The sequence below is a fragment of the Saccharothrix sp. AJ9571 genome (assembly GCF_021725495.1).
In the GTDB taxonomy this organism is placed as follows: Bacteria; Actinomycetota; Actinomycetes; order Mycobacteriales; family Pseudonocardiaceae; genus Amycolatopsis; species Amycolatopsis magusensis.
On record NZ_CP091382.1, the window covers coordinates 667,746 to 685,870 of the forward strand.

Sequence of the window (18,125 nt, forward strand, 5' to 3'; positions counted from 1 at the left end):
TTATCCGTCAATTCCGTCGGTAGCCAGCCTCAGCAGGCTTTCGGCGTCCATGTCGTCGAGCGAAACGTCACCGTTGGTCCCCGCGTCGGCCGCGGCGGCTTCCGGTTCGGCTTCTTCGCCCGCCAGCTGGAGGACCATGTCGAGCAGACCGGCCTTGCGCAGCCTGCTGACCGGGATCGAAGCCAGGGTTTCGCGGATCCGCGCGTCCGGGTCGTCGGCGGCGGCCGCGTCCTCCCCGAACAGCTCGGCCTTGAGGAACTTCGCGATCGCGGCCGGGGTCGGGTGGTCGAACACCAGCGCCGCGGCCAGCGACAGCCCGGTGGCCGCCTTGAGCCGGTTGCGCAGTTCCACCCCGGTCACCGAGTCGAAGCCGACCTCGCGGAACGCCCGGTTCGCCGGGAGCGCGTCCGCGTTGTCGTAGCCGAGCGTGGCCGCGGCTTCGTTCCGGACCAGTTCGAGCAGGGCTCGGCCGCGTTCGGCGTCCGGCATCGCGGTGAGGCGCTGCTTGAACTCCGATTCGCCGGACTCGGCCTGGCCGTCCGTCTCCGGCTCGGCCAGCACCGCCGCCACCTCGGGCAGTTCCGAGAGCAGCGGGCTCGGGCGGTTCGCGGTGAAGCTCGGCGCGAACCTGGTCCAGTCCGTGTTCGTCACGGTCAGCGCGGTCTGGTCGTCTTCGAGTGCCTGCCGCAGCGCGGTGATCGCCAACTCCGGCGCCATGGTGAGCAGCCCGCGGCGGGTCAGGTGCTCCCACATCGACGGGTTGTCGTGCACCATGCCCGCCTCGGCCCAGGCACCCCAGGCGATGGCGGTCGCCGGACGGCCCTGCGCCCGGCGGTACTGCGCCAGCGCGTCGAGGAAGGCGTTGCCCGCCGCGTAACCGGGCTGCCCGCCGCTGCCCCAGTTGGCGGCACCGGAAGAGAACAACACGAACGCGTCGAGGTCCATCTCCGCGGTCAGCTCGTGCAGGTGCCACGCCGCGGTCATCTTGGCCTGGAGCAGGGCGTCGAGCTGGTCCATGGTCAGCGCTTCGATCGCCGCGTCACCGACCCCGACCCCGGCGGCGTGCACCACCGCGGTCAGCGGCGTCTCCGCCGGGATGGCGCCGAGCACCGCGGCCACACTGTCGCGATCGGACACATCGCAGGCGGCCACCGTCACGCGGGCGCCGGAAGCTTCGAGTTCCTCGCGCAGTTCCACGGCTCCCGGCGCGTCCAAGCCACGACGGCTGGTGAGCACCAGGTGCTCGGCGCCGCTGGCGACCGCCCACCGGGCCACGTACCCGCCGAGACCGCCGGTGCCACCGGTGATCAGCACGGTGCCGCGCACCTTCCACGGCTCCGCCGGCCGCTCAGCGACCGGGGCCGCGTGCACCAGGCGCCTGCCGAACGTCCCGGCCGAGCGCACCGCGACCTGGTCCTCGCCGGTGCCGGTGAGCACGCCGGACAGCCGGTCGGCGGTCCGCTCGTCGAACTCCTCGGGCAGGTCGACCAGGCCACCCCAGCGACGCGGCAGTTCGAGCGCGGCCACCCGGCCCATACCCCAGAGCGCGGCCTGTTCCGGACGGCTGACCTGGTCGGCTTGGCCGACCGAGACCGCTCCCCTGGTCACGCACCACAGCGGGGCCTCGATACCGGCGTCGCCGAGCGCCTGCACGATCAGCAGCGTCATCGCCAGGCCGACCGGCACGTTCCCGACCGCGGGCGCCTCCGCGATGCCCGCCAGCGAGACGACCCCGGCGAACTCGTTGTGCGCGACCTCGGCGAGTTCCTTGGCCAGCTTGGTCCGGTGGGTGTCCCCGACCTCGACCAGCACCGCGTCGTCGCCCAGCACCGCCAGCACCGCGGTGACCCACGGGTCGCCGGTGTAGCCGGACGGCACCAGCGCCAGCCAGGAGCCGGTGAGCGCCTCGGTCGCGGTGAACGGCGTCCAGGACTCGCGGTACCGCCAGGAATCCACTGTGGACTGCGTGCGCTGACGGCTGCGCCAGCCGGCGAGCGCGGGCACCACCAGTGCCGCGGTGTCGTCGTCCAGTGCCAGTGCCTCGGCGAAGTCGCCGTCCTCGACCAGGTCCCAGAACGCCGCGTCCACCGGATCGGCGGTGGCGATGGCCTTCCGCTTGGCAGGCTCCGGCCAGAACCGCTGCCGCTGGAAGGCGTAGGTCGGCAGGTCGATCCGCCGCGCCCCGCTCCCGGCGAAGAACACGGTCCAGTCCACCGGCACCCCGGCGACGTACGCCTCGGCGAGCGAAGTGGCGAACCGCGCCGGGCCGCCCTCGTCGCGGCGCAGCGAGCCGACCGCGACAGCCGGGATCTCCAGGTCCTCGGCGGTGGCCTGCACGGCCATCGTGAGCACCGGGTGCGCGCTGGTCTCGACGAACGCGCGGAACCCGTCGTCGAGCACGGCCTTGACCGCACCGGCGAAGTTCACCGGCTGACGGGCGTTGTGGAACCAGTACTCCGGCCCGAGTTCGGCGCTGTCGACAAGTCCACCGGTCACCGTCGAGTAGAACGGGATTTCGGCTTCACGCGGGGTGATCTCGGCGAACATCTCCAGGATTGCGTCGCGCAGCGGGTCCACCTGAGCGCAGTGGGAGGCCACTGTGGACGGGACCACGCGAGCCCGGATCTCCTCGGCGACGCAGGCGGCGACGAACTCGTCGAGCAGGTCGACCGGACCGGCGACGGTGAGTGCCTTCGGTCCGTTGATCCCGGCGATCGTCAAGCCCTCCGGCAGACGCTCGCGGAGTTGTTCCTCGGTCAGCGCCACCGAGGCCACAGCGCCATTGCCGACCAACTCGTCGGCGAACAACTGACTGCGCAGCACCACGATCTTCGCCGCGTCTTCGAGACTCAGCGCCCCGGCGATGTAGGCCGCCGGGATCTCACCCTGCGAGGACCCGACCACCGCAGCGGGCTCCACACCCACGGACCGCCACAACTGCGCCAGCGACACCATCACCGCGAACAACACCGGCTGCAGCACCTCGATGCGCTCCAGGCCGTCCCCGCCTTCACGGGACTCCCGCAGCACCTCGACCACCGACCAGTCGACCATGGTCCCGATGACGCGGTCGCATTCGGCCATCCACTCGGCGAACACCGGCGACGAGTCCAGCAGCTCCAGCGCCATCCCGTTCCACTGGGCGCCCTGGCCCGGGAACACGAACACCGGCGCGGAAGCACCCTCCGCGACACTGCCGCGCACCACGTCCGAACCGAGCAGGACCGCTCGCGAGTCGAAGGTCGTGCGGGTGGTGAGCAGGGACGCGCCGATGTCGACCGGATCCGCGTCCAGCGCCCGGATCTTGTCCAGTTGCGCGTCGACCGCGGCTTCGGTCTTGCCGGAGAGCACCCACGGCACCACACCGTCGATCGGCGAGCGCGTGCCCTTCAGCGGCAGCTCCACCGGCTCGGCTTCGGGTGCCTGCTCCAGGATGATGTGCGCGTTCGTCCCGCTGATGCCGAACGAGGACACACCCGCCCGGCGTTCCCGGTTCACCTCGGGCCACGGCACGGTTTCGGTCAGCACGCTCACCGCGCCCGAGTCCCAGTCCACATGGGACGAGGGCTCGTCGGCGTGCAGCGTCTTCGGCAGCACGCCGTGGCGCAGGGCCATGACCATCTTGATGATGCCCGCGACACCGGCCGCCGCCTGCGTGTGACCGAGGTTCGACTTCACCGAACCCAGCCACAGCGGGTGCTCTTGGCGGTGTTGTCCATAGGTGGCCAGCAACGCCTGAGCTTCGATCGGGTCGCCCAGTGCGGTTCCGGTGCCGTGTGCCTCGACCGCATCGACGTCCGTTGTGGACAGGCCGGCCGAAGACAGTGCCTGCCGGATCACCCGTTGCTGCGATGGCCCGTTCGGCGCGGTCAGGCCGTTCGAAGCACCGTCCTGGTTCACCGCGGAACCCTTGACCACGGCGAGGATGTTGTGGCCCTTGCGCTTCGCGTCGGACAGCCGCTCGACCACGAGCAGGCCGACACCCTCCGACCAGCCGGTGCCGTCCGCCGCGTCGGAGAACGCCTTGCAGCGGCCATCGGCGGCGAGCGCCCCTTGCTTGGACAGCTCGGAGAACACCAGCGGCGTGGACATCACCGTCGCGCCACCGGCCAGCGCCAGATCGCACTCGCCCTGCCGCAGCGACTGGACCGCCAGGTGCAGCGCCACCAGCGAAGCTGAGCAGGCCGTGTCGACGGTGACCGCCGGGCCCTCGAAGCCGAAGGTGTAGGACAGGCGGCCGGAAATGACGCTGGCCGCGAGGCCGGTCGCGCCGTGGCCGCCGGTTTCCTGGCCGGTGTTGGCGATCAGCGTGGCGTAGTCCTGGCCGTTCGTGCCGACGAACACGCCGGTCTGGCTGCCGCGCAACGCCGCCGGGTCGAGCCCGGCGCGCTCCAGCGCCTCCCACGAACCTTCGAGCAGCAGGCGTTGCTGCGGGTCCATGGCCAGCGCCTCACGCGGCGAGATGCCGAAGAACGCCGGGTCGAACTCGGCCGGGTTCGGCAGGAAGCCGCCGTAGCGGGTGATGCTCGGGTTCTCGCCGCCGAACACCTCGTCGAGGTCCCAGCCGCGGTCGGCCGGGAAGCCGGTGACCCCGTCACGCCCGTTGACCAGCAGCTCCCACAGTTCCTCGGGCGACCGAACATCCCCAGGGAACCAACAGGACATCCCGACAATCGCGATGGGTTCGTCGGTCCCGCCGTGAATGTGGCTTTCACGGCCGATTTCGCCGTGAATGTGGCTTTCACGGCGACCCAGCAGCTCGTTGAGTAGGTGGGCGGCCAGGGTTCGTGGCGTTGGGTAGTCGAAGACGAGGCTGGCGGGCAGCGCGAGGCCGGTCGCCTCGTTCAGCTGGTTGCGCAGTTCGACGGCGGTCAGCGAGTCGAACCCGAGGTCGCGGAAGGCGTTGTCCACGCCGACCGCACTCGCGCTCGCGTACGCCAGCACCGAAGCGACCCGCGCGCGGACCACGTCGAGCACCGCGTCGAGTTGCTCGGCGTCGGACAGCTCCAGCAGTTCCCGGTGCAGCTCGTTCGCCACGGTTTCGGTGGAGCGGCGAGCGGCTTCGGCCTCGTCCAGCAGGCGCCGGGCGCCGGGCAGGTCCGCCAGCGACGACGTCGGCCGCATCCCGAGCAGCCAGCCGAGCATCTGCGGCTGCCGCAGGTCCGCGACCACCATCGTGGCCGCACCCTCGGCGACGACCTGCCGCAGCGCGACGACCGCCAGCTCCGGATCCATCACCGGCGAGCCCTCGCGGTGGGTCTCCCCCGTCTTTTCGCGGGGGTTCGAGGGTCGTCCCCCGGGCATTCCGGAATCCACGGCCATGCCCGCCCCGGCCCAGGCACCCCAGGCGATCGAGGAGGCGGCGAGGCCGAGCGACCGGCGCCGCCGCGCCAGTGCGTCGAGCACCGCGTTGGCCGCGGCGTAGTTGCCCTGACCGGGGTTGCCGACCGTGCCGGCGACCGAGGAGAACACCACGAACGCGGTCAGGTCCAGCTCACGCGTGAGTTCGTCGAGCACCACCGCGGCGTCGACCTTCGCGCGGTAGACCGTGGCGAAGCGTTCCGGGGTGAGGCCTTCGAGCACGCCGTCGTCGAGCACACCCGCGGTGTGGACCACACCGGTCAGCGGCTGCGCGGCCGGGATTCCGGCGAGCACCTGCGCCACGCTCTCGCGGTCGGCGACATCGCAGGCGGTGATGGTCACGTCGGCACCCAGGCCGGTCAGCTCGTCCCACAACTCGACCGCGCCCGGCGCGTCCGGCCCGCGGCGGCTGAGCAGCACCAGCCGCTCGACACCCCGCCGAGCCAGGTCCCGCGCCACCTGCGCGCCGAGCGCGCCGGTGCCACCGGTGATCAGCACCGTGCCCGAGGGCACCCAGTCACCGGCACCGTCCGGCGCGGGGATGACGCGGCGGCCGTAGAGCCCACGGGAGCGCACGGCGACCTGGTCCTCCCCGGCCGCCCCGGACAGCACGTCGGCGAACCGCTGCGCGACCTGCTCGTCGATCACCTCGGGCAGGTCGACGAGCCCGCCCCACTGCCGCGGCAGTTCGAGCGCGGCCACCCGGCCCAGACCCCAGACCCCGGCCTGCCACGGGTCGCTGACCTGCTCGGACTCGTCGACCGCGACCGCGCCACGGGTGATCGCCCAGACCGGCGCCAGTATCCCGGCGTCGCCCAAAGCCTGCACCAGCGACGCCGTGGCGGTGACCCCGCCGAGGTCGGCGTCCAGCGCGAGCAGCGAGATGACGCCCGCGAAGCCGCCCTCGAAGTCACCGGGCAACCGGGCCGCGATCTCCTCGCGGCCGATCCCGGCCACCTCGACCCGCAGCATGTTCGGGCCGAGCACCGCGCTGAGCCACTCACCGTCGCTGTACCCGGTCGGCACGACCACCAGCCAGGTGCCGGACAGCGCGCCCGACGCCGAGCCCGGCAGCGCGCGCCAGGTCTCGCGGTACCGCCAGGAATCCACAGTGGACTGCACGCGGCGGCGGCTGCGCCACGAGGACAACGCGGGCAGCAGCGCGCCCAGCGAGTCGCGTTCGGACTCGACCCCCAGCTCGGAGGCCAGGCTTTCCAGGTCCTCGCGCTCGACGGCCGCCCAGAACTCGGCGTCGACCGTGTCACCGGCTTCGACCTCGGCCACCGCCTCAACCGGCTCCGGCCAGTAGCGCTCGTGCTGGAAGGCGTAGGTCGGCAGGTCGATCCGGCGCGCACCGGTCCCGGCGAAGATCGCCCGCCAGTCCAGTTCCACGCCGCTGACGTGCAGCTTCGCCAGTGCGCTCACGGCGGCCAGTTCCTCGCCGCGGTCCTTGCGCAGCACCGGCACGGCCACCGGACCCGGCGTGGTCTCGGCCGCCATCGCGGACAGCACGCCGTCGGGACCCAGCTCCAGGAAGGTGTCCACGCGCTCGCCGGTCAGCGTGCGCACCCCGTCGGCGAACCGCACGGTCTCGCGCACGTGCCGCACCCAGTACTCGGGGTCGGCCAGCTGTGCCGGCGTGGCGATTTCACCGCTCGAGGTGGACACGACGGGGATCCTGGGCTCGCCGAACGACAGGCCCGTCACCACGGTCCTGAAGTCGTCGAGCATCGGGTTCATCAAGGGTGAGTGGAACGCATGGCTGACCGGCAAACGCCTAGATTTCCGCCCGCGCTCGGTGAAGCTCGCCGCGATCTCGGCCGTGACCTGCGCGTTTCCGGAGATCACCAGTGAGGTCGGCCCGTTGATGGCAGCGATGGACACCTCGTCGGTCAGCAGCGGGGTGACCTCCTCCTCGGTGGCCTCGATCGCCACCATGGCGCCCCCAGCAGGAAGGGCCTGCATAAGCCGGCCGCGTGCCTCGACGAGCTCGCACGCGTCTTCGAGGCTGAGCACCCCGGCCACATGGGCCGCGGCGATCTCGCCGATCGAGTGGCCGGTCAGGTAGTCGGGCCGGATGCCCCACGACTCGGCGAGCCGGTAGAGCGCCACTTCGAGGGCGAACAACGCGGGCTGCGCGTTGCCGGTCTGGTTCAGGGCCTCCTGATCCTCGCCCCACATGACCTCGCGCACGTCGAGGTGTTCGAGCACCTCGTCCAGCGCCGCCGCGAACACCGGGAACCGCAGGTACAGCTCACGGCCCATGCCGATCCGCTGCGAACCCTGACCGGAGAACAGCACCGCCAGCGAACGCTCACCGGCGACGCCACGGGCGAGTTCGGTGGACCCGTCCACCAGCACCGCCCGGTGCTCGAACGCCGAGCGGGTGGCGGCCAGCGAGAAGCCGACGTCCAGCGGCGAGACCTCCGGGTTGCCGGCCACGAACGCTTCGAGGCGGGCGAACTGCGCGCCCAGCGCCTCGGCCGACCGGCCCGACACCAGCCACGGCACCACGGCCGGTTCCAGGTCGGCCTGCTCGATCACCGGCTCGACGGCCGGTGCCTGTTCCAGGATGAGGTGCGCGTTCGTCCCGCTCACGCCGAACGACGACACCCCGGCCCGGCGCGGGCGGCCGGTCTCCGGCCACTCGGTGCGCTCGGTGAGCAGTTGCACCGAACCCGCGTCCCACTCGACGTTGGACGAGGGCGTGTCGATGTGCAGCGTCTTCGGCAGCACACCGTGCCGCAGCGCCATCACCATCTTGATCACCCCGGCCACGCCACCGGCGGACTGCGGGTGCCCCAGGTTCGACTTGATCGAGCCGAGCAGCACCGGGCGTTCACGATTTTGGCCGTAGGTCGCCAGCACCGCCTGCGCTTCGATCGGGTCACCCAGCACGGTGCCCGTGCCGTGGGCCTCCACCGCGTCGACGTCCGAAGTGGACAGACCGGCGGCGGCCAGCGCCGCGCGGATGACCCGCTGCTGCGACGGCCCGTTCGGCGCGGTCAGCCCGTTCGAGGCGCCGTCCTGGTTGATCGCCGAGCCCTTGACCACGGCGAGGATCGGGTGGCCGTGGCGCTGTGCGTCGGACAACCGCTCCAGCGCGACCACCCCGACGCCCTCGGACCAGCCGGTGCCGTCGGCCGCCTCGGCGAACGACTTGCACCGGCCGTCGGTGGCGAGCCCGCCCTGCGAGCTGAACGCGTTGAAGGCGCTCGGCGTGGACATCACCGCGACGCCACCGGCCAGCGCCAGGTCGCATTCACCCTGGCGCAGGGCCTGCGAAGCGAGGTGGATCGAGACCAGCGAGGACGAGCAAGCCGTGTCGACGGTGACCGCCGGGCCTTCGAGACCGGCGGTGTAGGAGACCCGGCCGGAGATCACGCTGGCCACCGAGGAGGTGGTCGCGTAGACGTCCATGTCACCGTTGTTGCCCGGCAGGTTCGGGTAGTCCTGACCGGTGGTGCCCATGAACACGCCGGTCTGGCTGCCGCGCAGGGACATCGGGTCGATGCCCGCGCGCTCGATGGCTTCCCAGGTGGTTTCCAGCACCAGGCGCTGCTGCGGGTCCATCGCCAGCGCCTCACGCGGTGAGATGGCGAAGAAGCCCGCGTCGAACCCGGCCACGTCGGTGAGGAAGCCGCCCTCGCGGGTGGCGCTGTTGATCGCGTCCAGCGCCCAGCCGCGGTCGGCCGGGAACCCGGCGATCGCGTCGGTCCCGCTGTCGACCAGCTGCCACAGCTCCTCGGGCGTGGTCACCCCACCCGGGTAGCGGCAGGCCATGCCGACGATCACGATGGGGTCGGTGTTGTCCCCACTGCCGTGAAGGTGGCTTTCACGGCCGATTTCGCCGTGAATGTGGCTTTCACGGCTTCCGAACAGCTCGTCGAGCAGGTGCTCGGTGAGGGCCCGCGGCGTCGGGTAGTCGAAGACCAGCGCGGCGGGCAGCGCCAGGCCCGTCGCGGCCTTGAGCTGGTTGCGCAGTTGCACCGCGGTCACCGAGTCGAAGCCGACCTCGCGGAACGCCTTGCCGGCGGGCAGGTCCTCGGCCGCGTCGAAGCCCAGCGTCGCGGCGGCCTCGGTGCGGACCAGGTCGAGCAGCACCCGCGTGCGTTCCGACTCGCCCAGCCCGGCGAGCCGCTGCTTGAGCGCCGACTCCTCCTCCGGCTCGTCGTCTTCCAGCGCCCGGACCTCGGGGAGCTCCGAGAGCAACCGGCTCGCGCGCTGGCTGGTGAAGCTCGGCGCGAACCGCTCCCAGTCGGTGCTGGTGACCGTGATCAGCGTGCGGTCCTCTTCGATGGCCCGCTGCAGGGCGCTGAGCGCCAGCTCCGGCTCCATCGACAGGAGGCCGCGCCGCACCAGGTGCTCGGCCATGTCCTCGTGGGTGGCCATGCCCGCCTCGGCCCAGGCGCCCCAGGCGATCGAGGTCGCGGTGAGGCCCCGCGCGCGGCGGTACTGGGCGAAGGCGTTGAGGAAGGTGTTGCCCGCCGCGTAACCCGGCTGGCCACCGCTGCCCCACATCGCCGCGCCCGAGGAGAACAACACGAACGCGTCCAGCTCGCCGGTGAGTTCGTGCAGGTTCCAGGCCGCGGCCAGCTTCGACCGCAGCAATCCGTCCAGTTGCTCGACGGTCAGCGACTCGGCCGGGGCGTCCCCGACGCCGACACCGGCCGTGTGCACCACGGCGGTCACCGGGTGCTCGGCGAGCAGCTCAGCCAGCGCGTCGCGGTCGGCCGCGTCGCAGGCGGCGATGGTGACGCGGGCGCCCATGCCTTCGAGCTCGTCCCGCAGTTCCGGCGCGCCGGGCGCGTCGAGACCACGGCGGCTGGTGAGCAGCACGTGCTCGGCACCGGTGGTGACCGCCCAGCGAGCGACGTACCCGCCGAGGCCGCCGGTGCCACCGGTGATCAGGACGGTGCCGCTCGGCTGCCACCGGCGCACCTGCCCGGCCGGGGTCGCGTGCACCAGCCGTCGTCCGTAGGTGCCTTCGGCGCGGATCGCCACCTGGTCCTCGTCGCCGGTCAGCACGGCGGCCAGCCGGTCTTCGAGGCCGGCGGGCACATCGACCAGACCGCCCCAGCGGCGCGGTTGTTCGAGGGCCACGGCCCGGCCGAGGCCCCAGAGCGCGGCCTGATCGGGCTCGGTGACCTCGGCGGCCTCCGCGACCGAGACCGCACCACGGGTGACATTCCACAGTGGAGCTTCGAACTCCGCGTCTCCCAGCGCCTGCACCAGGGTCAGCGAACGAGCCAACCCCGCCGGGACGGCGCCGACGCGCGGCGCGTCCGTGGTGCCCAGCAGCGACAGCACCCCGGCGAACTCGCCTTCGAGGGCCCGCAGCGTCTCGGCCAACTCGGCGCGGTCGACGTCACCGACTTCCAGGGTGACGGTCTCCACGCCCAGGTCGACGGGCTCGCCACCCTCGGGCACGACGACCAGCCAGGTGCCGGAGAGCACCCCGGACGGCTTGATCGGCGTCCACGACTCGTCATACCGCCAAGAATCCACAGTGGACTTCGCCCGGCGGCGGCTGCGCCAGCCGGCCAGTGCGGGCACCACCAGCGCGGCGGTGCCGGTGTCCAGGTCCAGTTCGCCGGCGAAGTCCCCGTCCTCGACCAGCTCCCAGAACTCGGCGTCCACCGGGTCCACCGTGGTCGCCGGGGCGAGCGGCTCCGGCCAGAACCGCTTGTGCTGGAAGGCGTAGGTCGGCAGGTCGACCCGGCGGGCCCGCGTACCGGCGAAGAACACCCGCCAGTCCACGCGCACCCCGGCCACGTACGCCTCGGCGAGCGAGGTCATGAACCGCGCCGGACCGCCCTCGTCCCGGCGCAGCGAACCCACCGCGACGGTCGGCACGTCCAGCGACTCGGCGGTCTGCTGCGCCGCCATGGTCAGCACCGGGTGCGCGCTCGGCTCGAGGAACACCTTGAAGCCGTCGTCGAGCAGCACCTTGACCGCACCGGCGAAGTTCACCGGCCGGCGGGCGTTCTGGAACCAGTACTCCGGCCCCAGCTCGCTGCTGTCGACGAGTCCACCGGTCACCGTCGAGTAGAACGGGATCCGCGCTTCCAGCGGCGTGATGTCCGCGAACATCTCGAGGATCGCGTCGCGCAGCGGGTCCACCTGGGCACAGTGAGAGGCCACTGTGGACGGAACCACCCGAGCCCGGATCTCCTCGGCGACACAAGCGGCGACGAACTCGTTGAGCGGCTCCAGCGGACCGGCCACCGTGACCGCCTGCGGGCCGTTCACCCCGGCGATCGTCAATCCTTCCGGCAGGCGCTCGCGCACCTGCTCCTCGGACAGCGCCACCGACGCCACCGCGCCATTGCCGACCAGCTCGTCGGCGAACAACTGACTGCGCAGCACCACGATCTTCGCCGCGTCTTCGAGACTCAGCGCGCCCGCGATGTAGGCCGCCGGGATCTCACCCTGCGAAGAACCCACCACCGCGGCGGGCTCCACCCCCACCGAACGCCACAACTGCGCCAGCGACACCATCACCGCGAACAACACCGGCTGCAGCACCTCGATGCGCTCCAGCAGCGTCGCCGCGGCCGCACCACCGCTGCGCGAGTCACGCAGGACGCGCACCACCGACCAGTCGACCAGCGAACCGACCACGCGGTCGCATTCGGCCATCCACTCGGCGAACACCGGCGACGAATCCAGCAGCTCGACGGCCATCCCGGCCCACTGCGCCCCCTGACCCGGGAACACGAACACCGGCGCCGACGCACCCTCCGCGACACTGCCGCGCACCACGTCCGAACCGAGCAGCACCGCCCGCGTGTCGAACTCGGCCCGCGTGGTCAGCAGCGAAGCGCCGATGTCGATCGGGTCGCCGTCCAGTACGCGGATCCGGTCCAGCTGGGCGTCCAGCGCGGCGGCCGACTTCGCGGACACCACCCACGGCGCCTGGCCCCCGATCGGCGCCGGGTCGCCCGGCAGGTCGAGCACCGGCGCGTCCGACTTGGGCGCCTGCTCCAGGATCACGTGCGCGTTGGTCCCGCTGATGCCGAACGAGGAGACCCCCGCGCGGCGCACCCGGTCGACCTCCGGCCAGTCCGTCGGCCGCATCAGCACCTCGACGTCACCGGCTTCCCAGTCCACGTGGGACGAGGGCGTGTCGACGTGCAGCGTCTTGGGCAGCAGCCCGTGCCGCAGGGCCATCACCATCTTGATCACCCCGGCGACCCCGGCCGCGGCCTGGGTGTGCCCGAGGTTGGACTTCACCGAGCCGACGTACAGCGGCCGGTCCTGACGGTCTTGTCCATACGTGGCCAGCAGCGCCTGTGCCTCGATCGGGTCGCCCAGCGTGGTGCCGGTGCCGTGCGCCTCCACCACATCGACGTCCGAAGTGGACAGACCGGCGTTGGCCAGCGCCTGGCGGATCACGCGTTGCTGCGAGGGACCGTTCGGCGCGGTCAATCCGTTCGACGCGCCGTCCTGGTTCACCGCGGAACCCCTGACGACAGCGAGGATCTGGTGCCCGTTGCGCTTGGCGTCGGACATCCGCTCCAGCACCAGCAGGCCGACACCCTCGGAGAACCCGGCACCGTCGGCGGAGTCGGAGAACGCCTTGCACCGGCCGTCCACCGCGAGACCGCGCTGACGCGACAGCTCGACGAAGGTGCTCGGCGTGGACATCACCGTGACCCCACCGGCCAGCGCCAGATCGCATTCACCCTGGCGCAGCGACTGCGCGGCGAGGTGCATGGTGACCAGCGAGGACGAGCAGGCCGTGTCGACGGTGACCGCCGGGCCCTCGAAACCGAAGGTGTAGGACACCCGGCCGGAGGCGACGCTCAGCGAACCACCGGTCGCCTGGAAGCCTTCGGAGGTCTCGGCGTCCAGGATCGTGGCGTAGTCGCTGTACATGACCCCGGCGAACACGCCGGTCTGGCTGCCGCGCAGGGATGCCGGGTCGATGCCCGCGCGCTCCAGCGCCTCCCACGAACCTTCGAGCAGCAGGCGCTGCTGCGCGTCGGTGGCCAGCGCCTCGCGCGGGCTCATCCCGAAGAACACCGGGTCGAACTCGCCGGCGTCGTGCAGGAAGCCGCCGAGGCGGGTGTAAGAGGTGCCGGAGACCTCGGGGTCCGGGTTGTAGAGCGCGTCGAGGTCCCAGCCGCGGTCGGCCGGGAAGCCGGTGATCGCGTCGGCGCCCTCGGACACCAGCCGCCAGAGGTCCTCGGGCGACCCGACGTCCCCGGGGAAGCGGCAGGACATGCCGACGATCACGATCGGGTCGTCCGAGACGGCCCGCGTGACCTGCCGCGGCACCACCGCGCCCGCGTCGAACAGTTCGTCACGCAGGTGCGCGGCGAGCACCATCGGCGTCGGGTAGTCGAAGACCAGGGTGGCGGGCAGCTTCAGCCCGGTCGCCGTGGTCACGCGGTTGCGCAACTGGACCGCGGTCAGCGAGTCGAAGCCCATGCTCTGGAAGGCCAGCATCGGGTCCACGGCCTCGGCGCCGGAGTACCCCAGCACCACCGCGACCTGGCCGCGCACCAGGTCGGCGAGCGCGTCCGTGCGCTCGGCCTCGCCCAGCGACGCGAGCCGCTGCACCAGCGTCATCGCGGTTTCCGCCCCGGCGACCGTGCGCCGGGAGCGGCTGCGGACCAAGCCGCGCAACAGCGGCCGGATCTCGCCCTGCGCTCGCAGCGCGGGCAGGTCCAGCCGGATCGGCACGAGGGTGGCCTCGGCGGCACCCATCGCGTCGTCGAACAGCGCGAGCCCCTGCTCGACGGTCATCGGCGGCATCCCGGCCCGCGCGAGCCGTTCCAGGTCGGTTCCCGCGAGCATGCCGGTCTGGTCCCAGGCGCCCCAGGCCAGCGACACCGCGGGCAGCCCTTCGGCCCGGCGGTGCTCGGCGAGTGCGTTGAGGAAGGCGTTCGCGGCGGCGTAGTTGCCCTGCCCGGCCGTGCCGAACACGCCGGCGGCCGAGGAGAACAACACGAAGGCGTCCAGGTCGCCGGTCAGCTCGTGCAGGTTCCAGGCCGCGTCGACCTTGGGCCGCAGCACGGTGTCCAAACGGTCCGCGTCCAGCGAGCCGATCACGCCGTCGTCGAGCACCCCGGCCGTGTGGATCACGGCCTTGACGTCGTGCTGCGCCAGCAACTCGGCCAGCGCCTCCCGGTCCGCCACATCACACGCGGCGACCTGCACGTTGGCATCGATGTCCGAGACGTCCGCCTCACCACGACGGCTGACCAGCAACAGGTCGCGCACGCCGTGCTCGGCCACCAGGTGCCGCGCGACGGCCAGGCCGAGCCCACCGGTGCCCCCGGTGATCAGCACCTGGCCGGACCAGGTGAACTCCCTTTCCGGCTGGGTGCGGGCCAGGCGCGGCACCAGGATTCCGCCGTTCTGGACCCGGACGTGCGGCTCGTCCACCGCGAACGCTTCCGCGGGCACGTCCGCGTCGGTCTCGATCAGCCCGAACCGGCCGGGGTTCTCCGCCTGCGCGGTCCGCACCAGGCCGCCGACCGCGGCCGCGGCGAGCCCGCCGTGGGTCACGATCACCAGCCGCGAGTCGCGTTCCTCGGCCAGCCACCGCTGGAGCACGCCGAGCACTTCGGCCGTCGCCGCGTGTGTTTCCGCGGTCTCGACGTGGTAGGTCTCGTACTCGGCCACTGTGTCCAATTCGGACTGTGAAGTGGCGGGCACCCAGTCGATGCGGAACAGCGGGTCGCGCTGCGCCACCGGCTCGGCGACCACCCGCGTGACCAGCGACCGCACGGAGGCGACCGGCGCACCGGCCGGGTCGGCGACCGCGATCGAGAAGCCGTCGCCGGTCGGGGTGAACCGCACGCGCACGGCGGACGCGGCGGTCGCGTGCAGCGAGACGCCCTCCCACGAGAACGGCAGGCCGCCCCCGGCGCCGTCGGTCACGCCGACGAGCAGCGGGGCGTGCAGGCTCGCATCCAGCAACGCCGGGTGCAGGCCGAACTTGCCGGGCTCGGTGCCCTCGGGCAGCGCGGCTTCGGCGAAGATCTCGTCACCGAGGCGCCAGGCCGCGCGCAGGCCCTGGAAGACCGGGCCGTACTCGAAGCCCAGCTCGGCGAACCGCTGGTAGCAGCCGTCCACCTCGATCGGCTCCGCCCCGGCCGGTGGCCAGGCGGTAGTGAGTTCGGCTCGGTACTCCCCTACCGCGAGCACACCGGTGGCGTGCTCGGTCCACGGCTCGTCCACCGCTTCTTCCGGACGGCTGTGGATCGTGATCGGGCGGCTGCCGCCGTCGTCCGCGGCGCCGACGCGAACTTGCAGGCGCACGGCCTGTTCGGTCAGCACCAGCGGTGCCGCGAGGGTCAGTTCCTCGATCCGGTCGCAGCCGACCTCGTCCCCGGCCCGCACGGCGAGTTCGACGAACGCCGTGCCCGGGAGCAGTGCCTGCCCGTTGACCGCGTGCTCGGCCAGCCACGGGTGCGACCGCAGCGAGATCCGGCTGGTGAGCACCTCTTCGCCCTCGGCGAGGCCGACGGTCGCGCCGAGCAGCGGGTGCTCGACCGCACCCAGCCCGGCGGCACGCACGTCGCCCGCGCTACCGGCGGCGTCCGGCCAGAACCGCTCGTGCTGGAAGGCGTAGGTGGGCAGGTCGACCTGCCGCGCGCCCTCGGGGAAGAAGGCGGTCCAGTCCACCCGGACGCCCCGCACGTGGGCTTCGGCGACCGAGGTGGCGAACCGCCGCCAGTCGCCGTCGTCCCGCCGCAGCGTGCCGAGCACGATCCCGGCGATCCCGGCGGCTTCGAGGGTCTGCTCGACCCCGACGGTCAGCACCGGGTGCGCGCTGGGCTCGACGAAGACGCGGTAGCCGTCGTCGAGCAGCTTGCGGGTGGCGCGCTCGAACTCGACGGTCTGCCGCAGGTTGGTGACCCAGTACCCGGCGTCGAGGCGGGCGGTGTCGATCGGCTCGCCGGAAACCGTGGAGTAGAACGGCAGGTCACCGGTCCGCGGGCTGATCGGGGCCAGGTCGGCGAGCACGCGCTCGCGAATGGTCTCCACCTGCGGGGTGTGCGAGGCGTAGTCCACCGAGATGCGGCGGGCGCGGATGCCGTCGGCTTCGCAGGCGGCCTTCAGCTCGTCGAGCGCGGCCCCTTCACCGGCGACCACGGTCGCGCCGGGTCCGTTCACCGCGGCGATCGAGATCCGCTCGCCCCACAGCTTCAGCCGCGGGCGCAGTTCGTCCACCGGCTGGGCCACGGACATCATGCCGCCGTGCCCGGCCAGGAACTCCGCCACCGCGAGGCTGCGCAGGGCGACCACGCGGGCGGCATCCTCCAGGCTCAGCGCCCCGGCGACCACGGCCGCCGCGATCTCGCCCTGGGAGTGGCCGACCACCGCGTCGGGCGCGACCCCGGCCGAGCGCCACAGCTCGGCGAGCGACACCATCACCGCCCACAACACCGGCTGGATCACGTCGACCCGCTCGAGGTCTTCCCGGCCGCGCAGCGCGTCGAGCAGGTTCCAGTCGACGAACGGCTCGAGCGCCGCCGCGCATTCCGCGATGCGCTCGGCGAACACCGGCGAGGATTCGAGCAGCGCCTGGCCCATGCCGAGCCACTGCGAACCCTGACCGGGGAACACGAACACCGTCTTGCCGACGGGACCCGCGACGCCGGTGACCACGCCACCGGCGGGCTCGTCGAGCGAACGCAGCAGTTCGGCCCGGTTGTCCCCGAGGACGACCGCGCGGTGCTCGAAGGCCGTGCGCGTGGTCGCGAGCGAGTAGCCGACGTCGACCGGGTTTTCATCCAAAGCGGACAGACGCATGGCCTGGTCTCGCAGTGCCGCCGCCGACTTCGCCGAGAGCACCCACGGCACGACACCGGCGACCGGCTCCACCTGCTCGCTCGGCCGTGACTCGGGCGCCTGCTCCAGGATCAGGTGCGCGTTGGTGCCGCTGACGCCGAACGACGAAACCGCGGCCCGGCGCAGCCGCTGCACCTCGGGCCAGTCGGTCCGCTCGGTCAGCAATTCGACGGAACCGGCCTCCCAGTCCACATGGGACGAAGGCGCGGTGGCGTGCAGGGTTTGCGGCAGGACGCCGTGCCGTAGCGCCAGCACCATCTTGATGACCCCGGCGACACCGGCCGCGGCCTGCGTGTGCCCGAGGTTCGACTTGACCGAGCCCAGCAGCAACGGCCGCTCGCGGTCCTGGCCGTACGTGGCGAGGAGCGCCTGGGCCTCGATCGGGTCACCGAGCGTGGTGCCGGTGCCGTGCCCTTCCACCGCGTCCACGTCCTGAGTGGACAGACCGGCGGCGGCCAGCGCCTGGCGGATCACCCGCTGCTGCGACGGCCCGTTCGGCGCGGTCAGGCCGTTCGACGCGCCATCCTGGTTCACCGCGGAACCCTTGACCACCGCGAGGATCTGGTGCCCGTTGCGCTTGGCGTCCGAGAGCCGTTCCAGCACCACGAGCCCGACGCCTTCGGACCAGCCCACACCGTCGGCGTCGTCCGAATACGCCTTGCAGCGGCCGTCTTCCGCAAGACCACGCTGCCGGGAGAAGGCGATGAAGGTGTTCGGCGTGGACATCACCGTCACGCCACCGGCCAGCGCCAGCGAGCATTCCCCGCTCCGCAACGCCTGCATCGCCCAGTGCATCGCCACCAGCGACGACGAACAAGCCGTGTCGACCGTGACCGCCGGGCCTTCCAGCCCCAGCGTGTAGGCGACCCGGCCGGAGGCGACACTCGGTGAGGTGCTGGTCGCCTGGTAGTTCTCGAAGTCGTCACCGTTGAGCAGCGAGGCGTAGTCGCTGT

The 18,125-nt window shown here is 72.1% G+C and carries 1 protein-coding gene (only partly in view); it reads right to left on the bottom strand.

All coding sequences use genetic code 11. The annotated features are described in order from the left end of the window. On the bottom strand, positions 1-18,125 hold the 3' portion of the coding sequence (locus tag L3Q67_RS03005; RefSeq protein ID WP_499188073.1) for a type I polyketide synthase. It continues 14,944 nt past the right edge of the window; 18,125 of the gene's 33,069 nt are visible here — the last part of the coding sequence; its start codon lies beyond the right edge, outside the window; it ends in the stop codon at positions 1-3.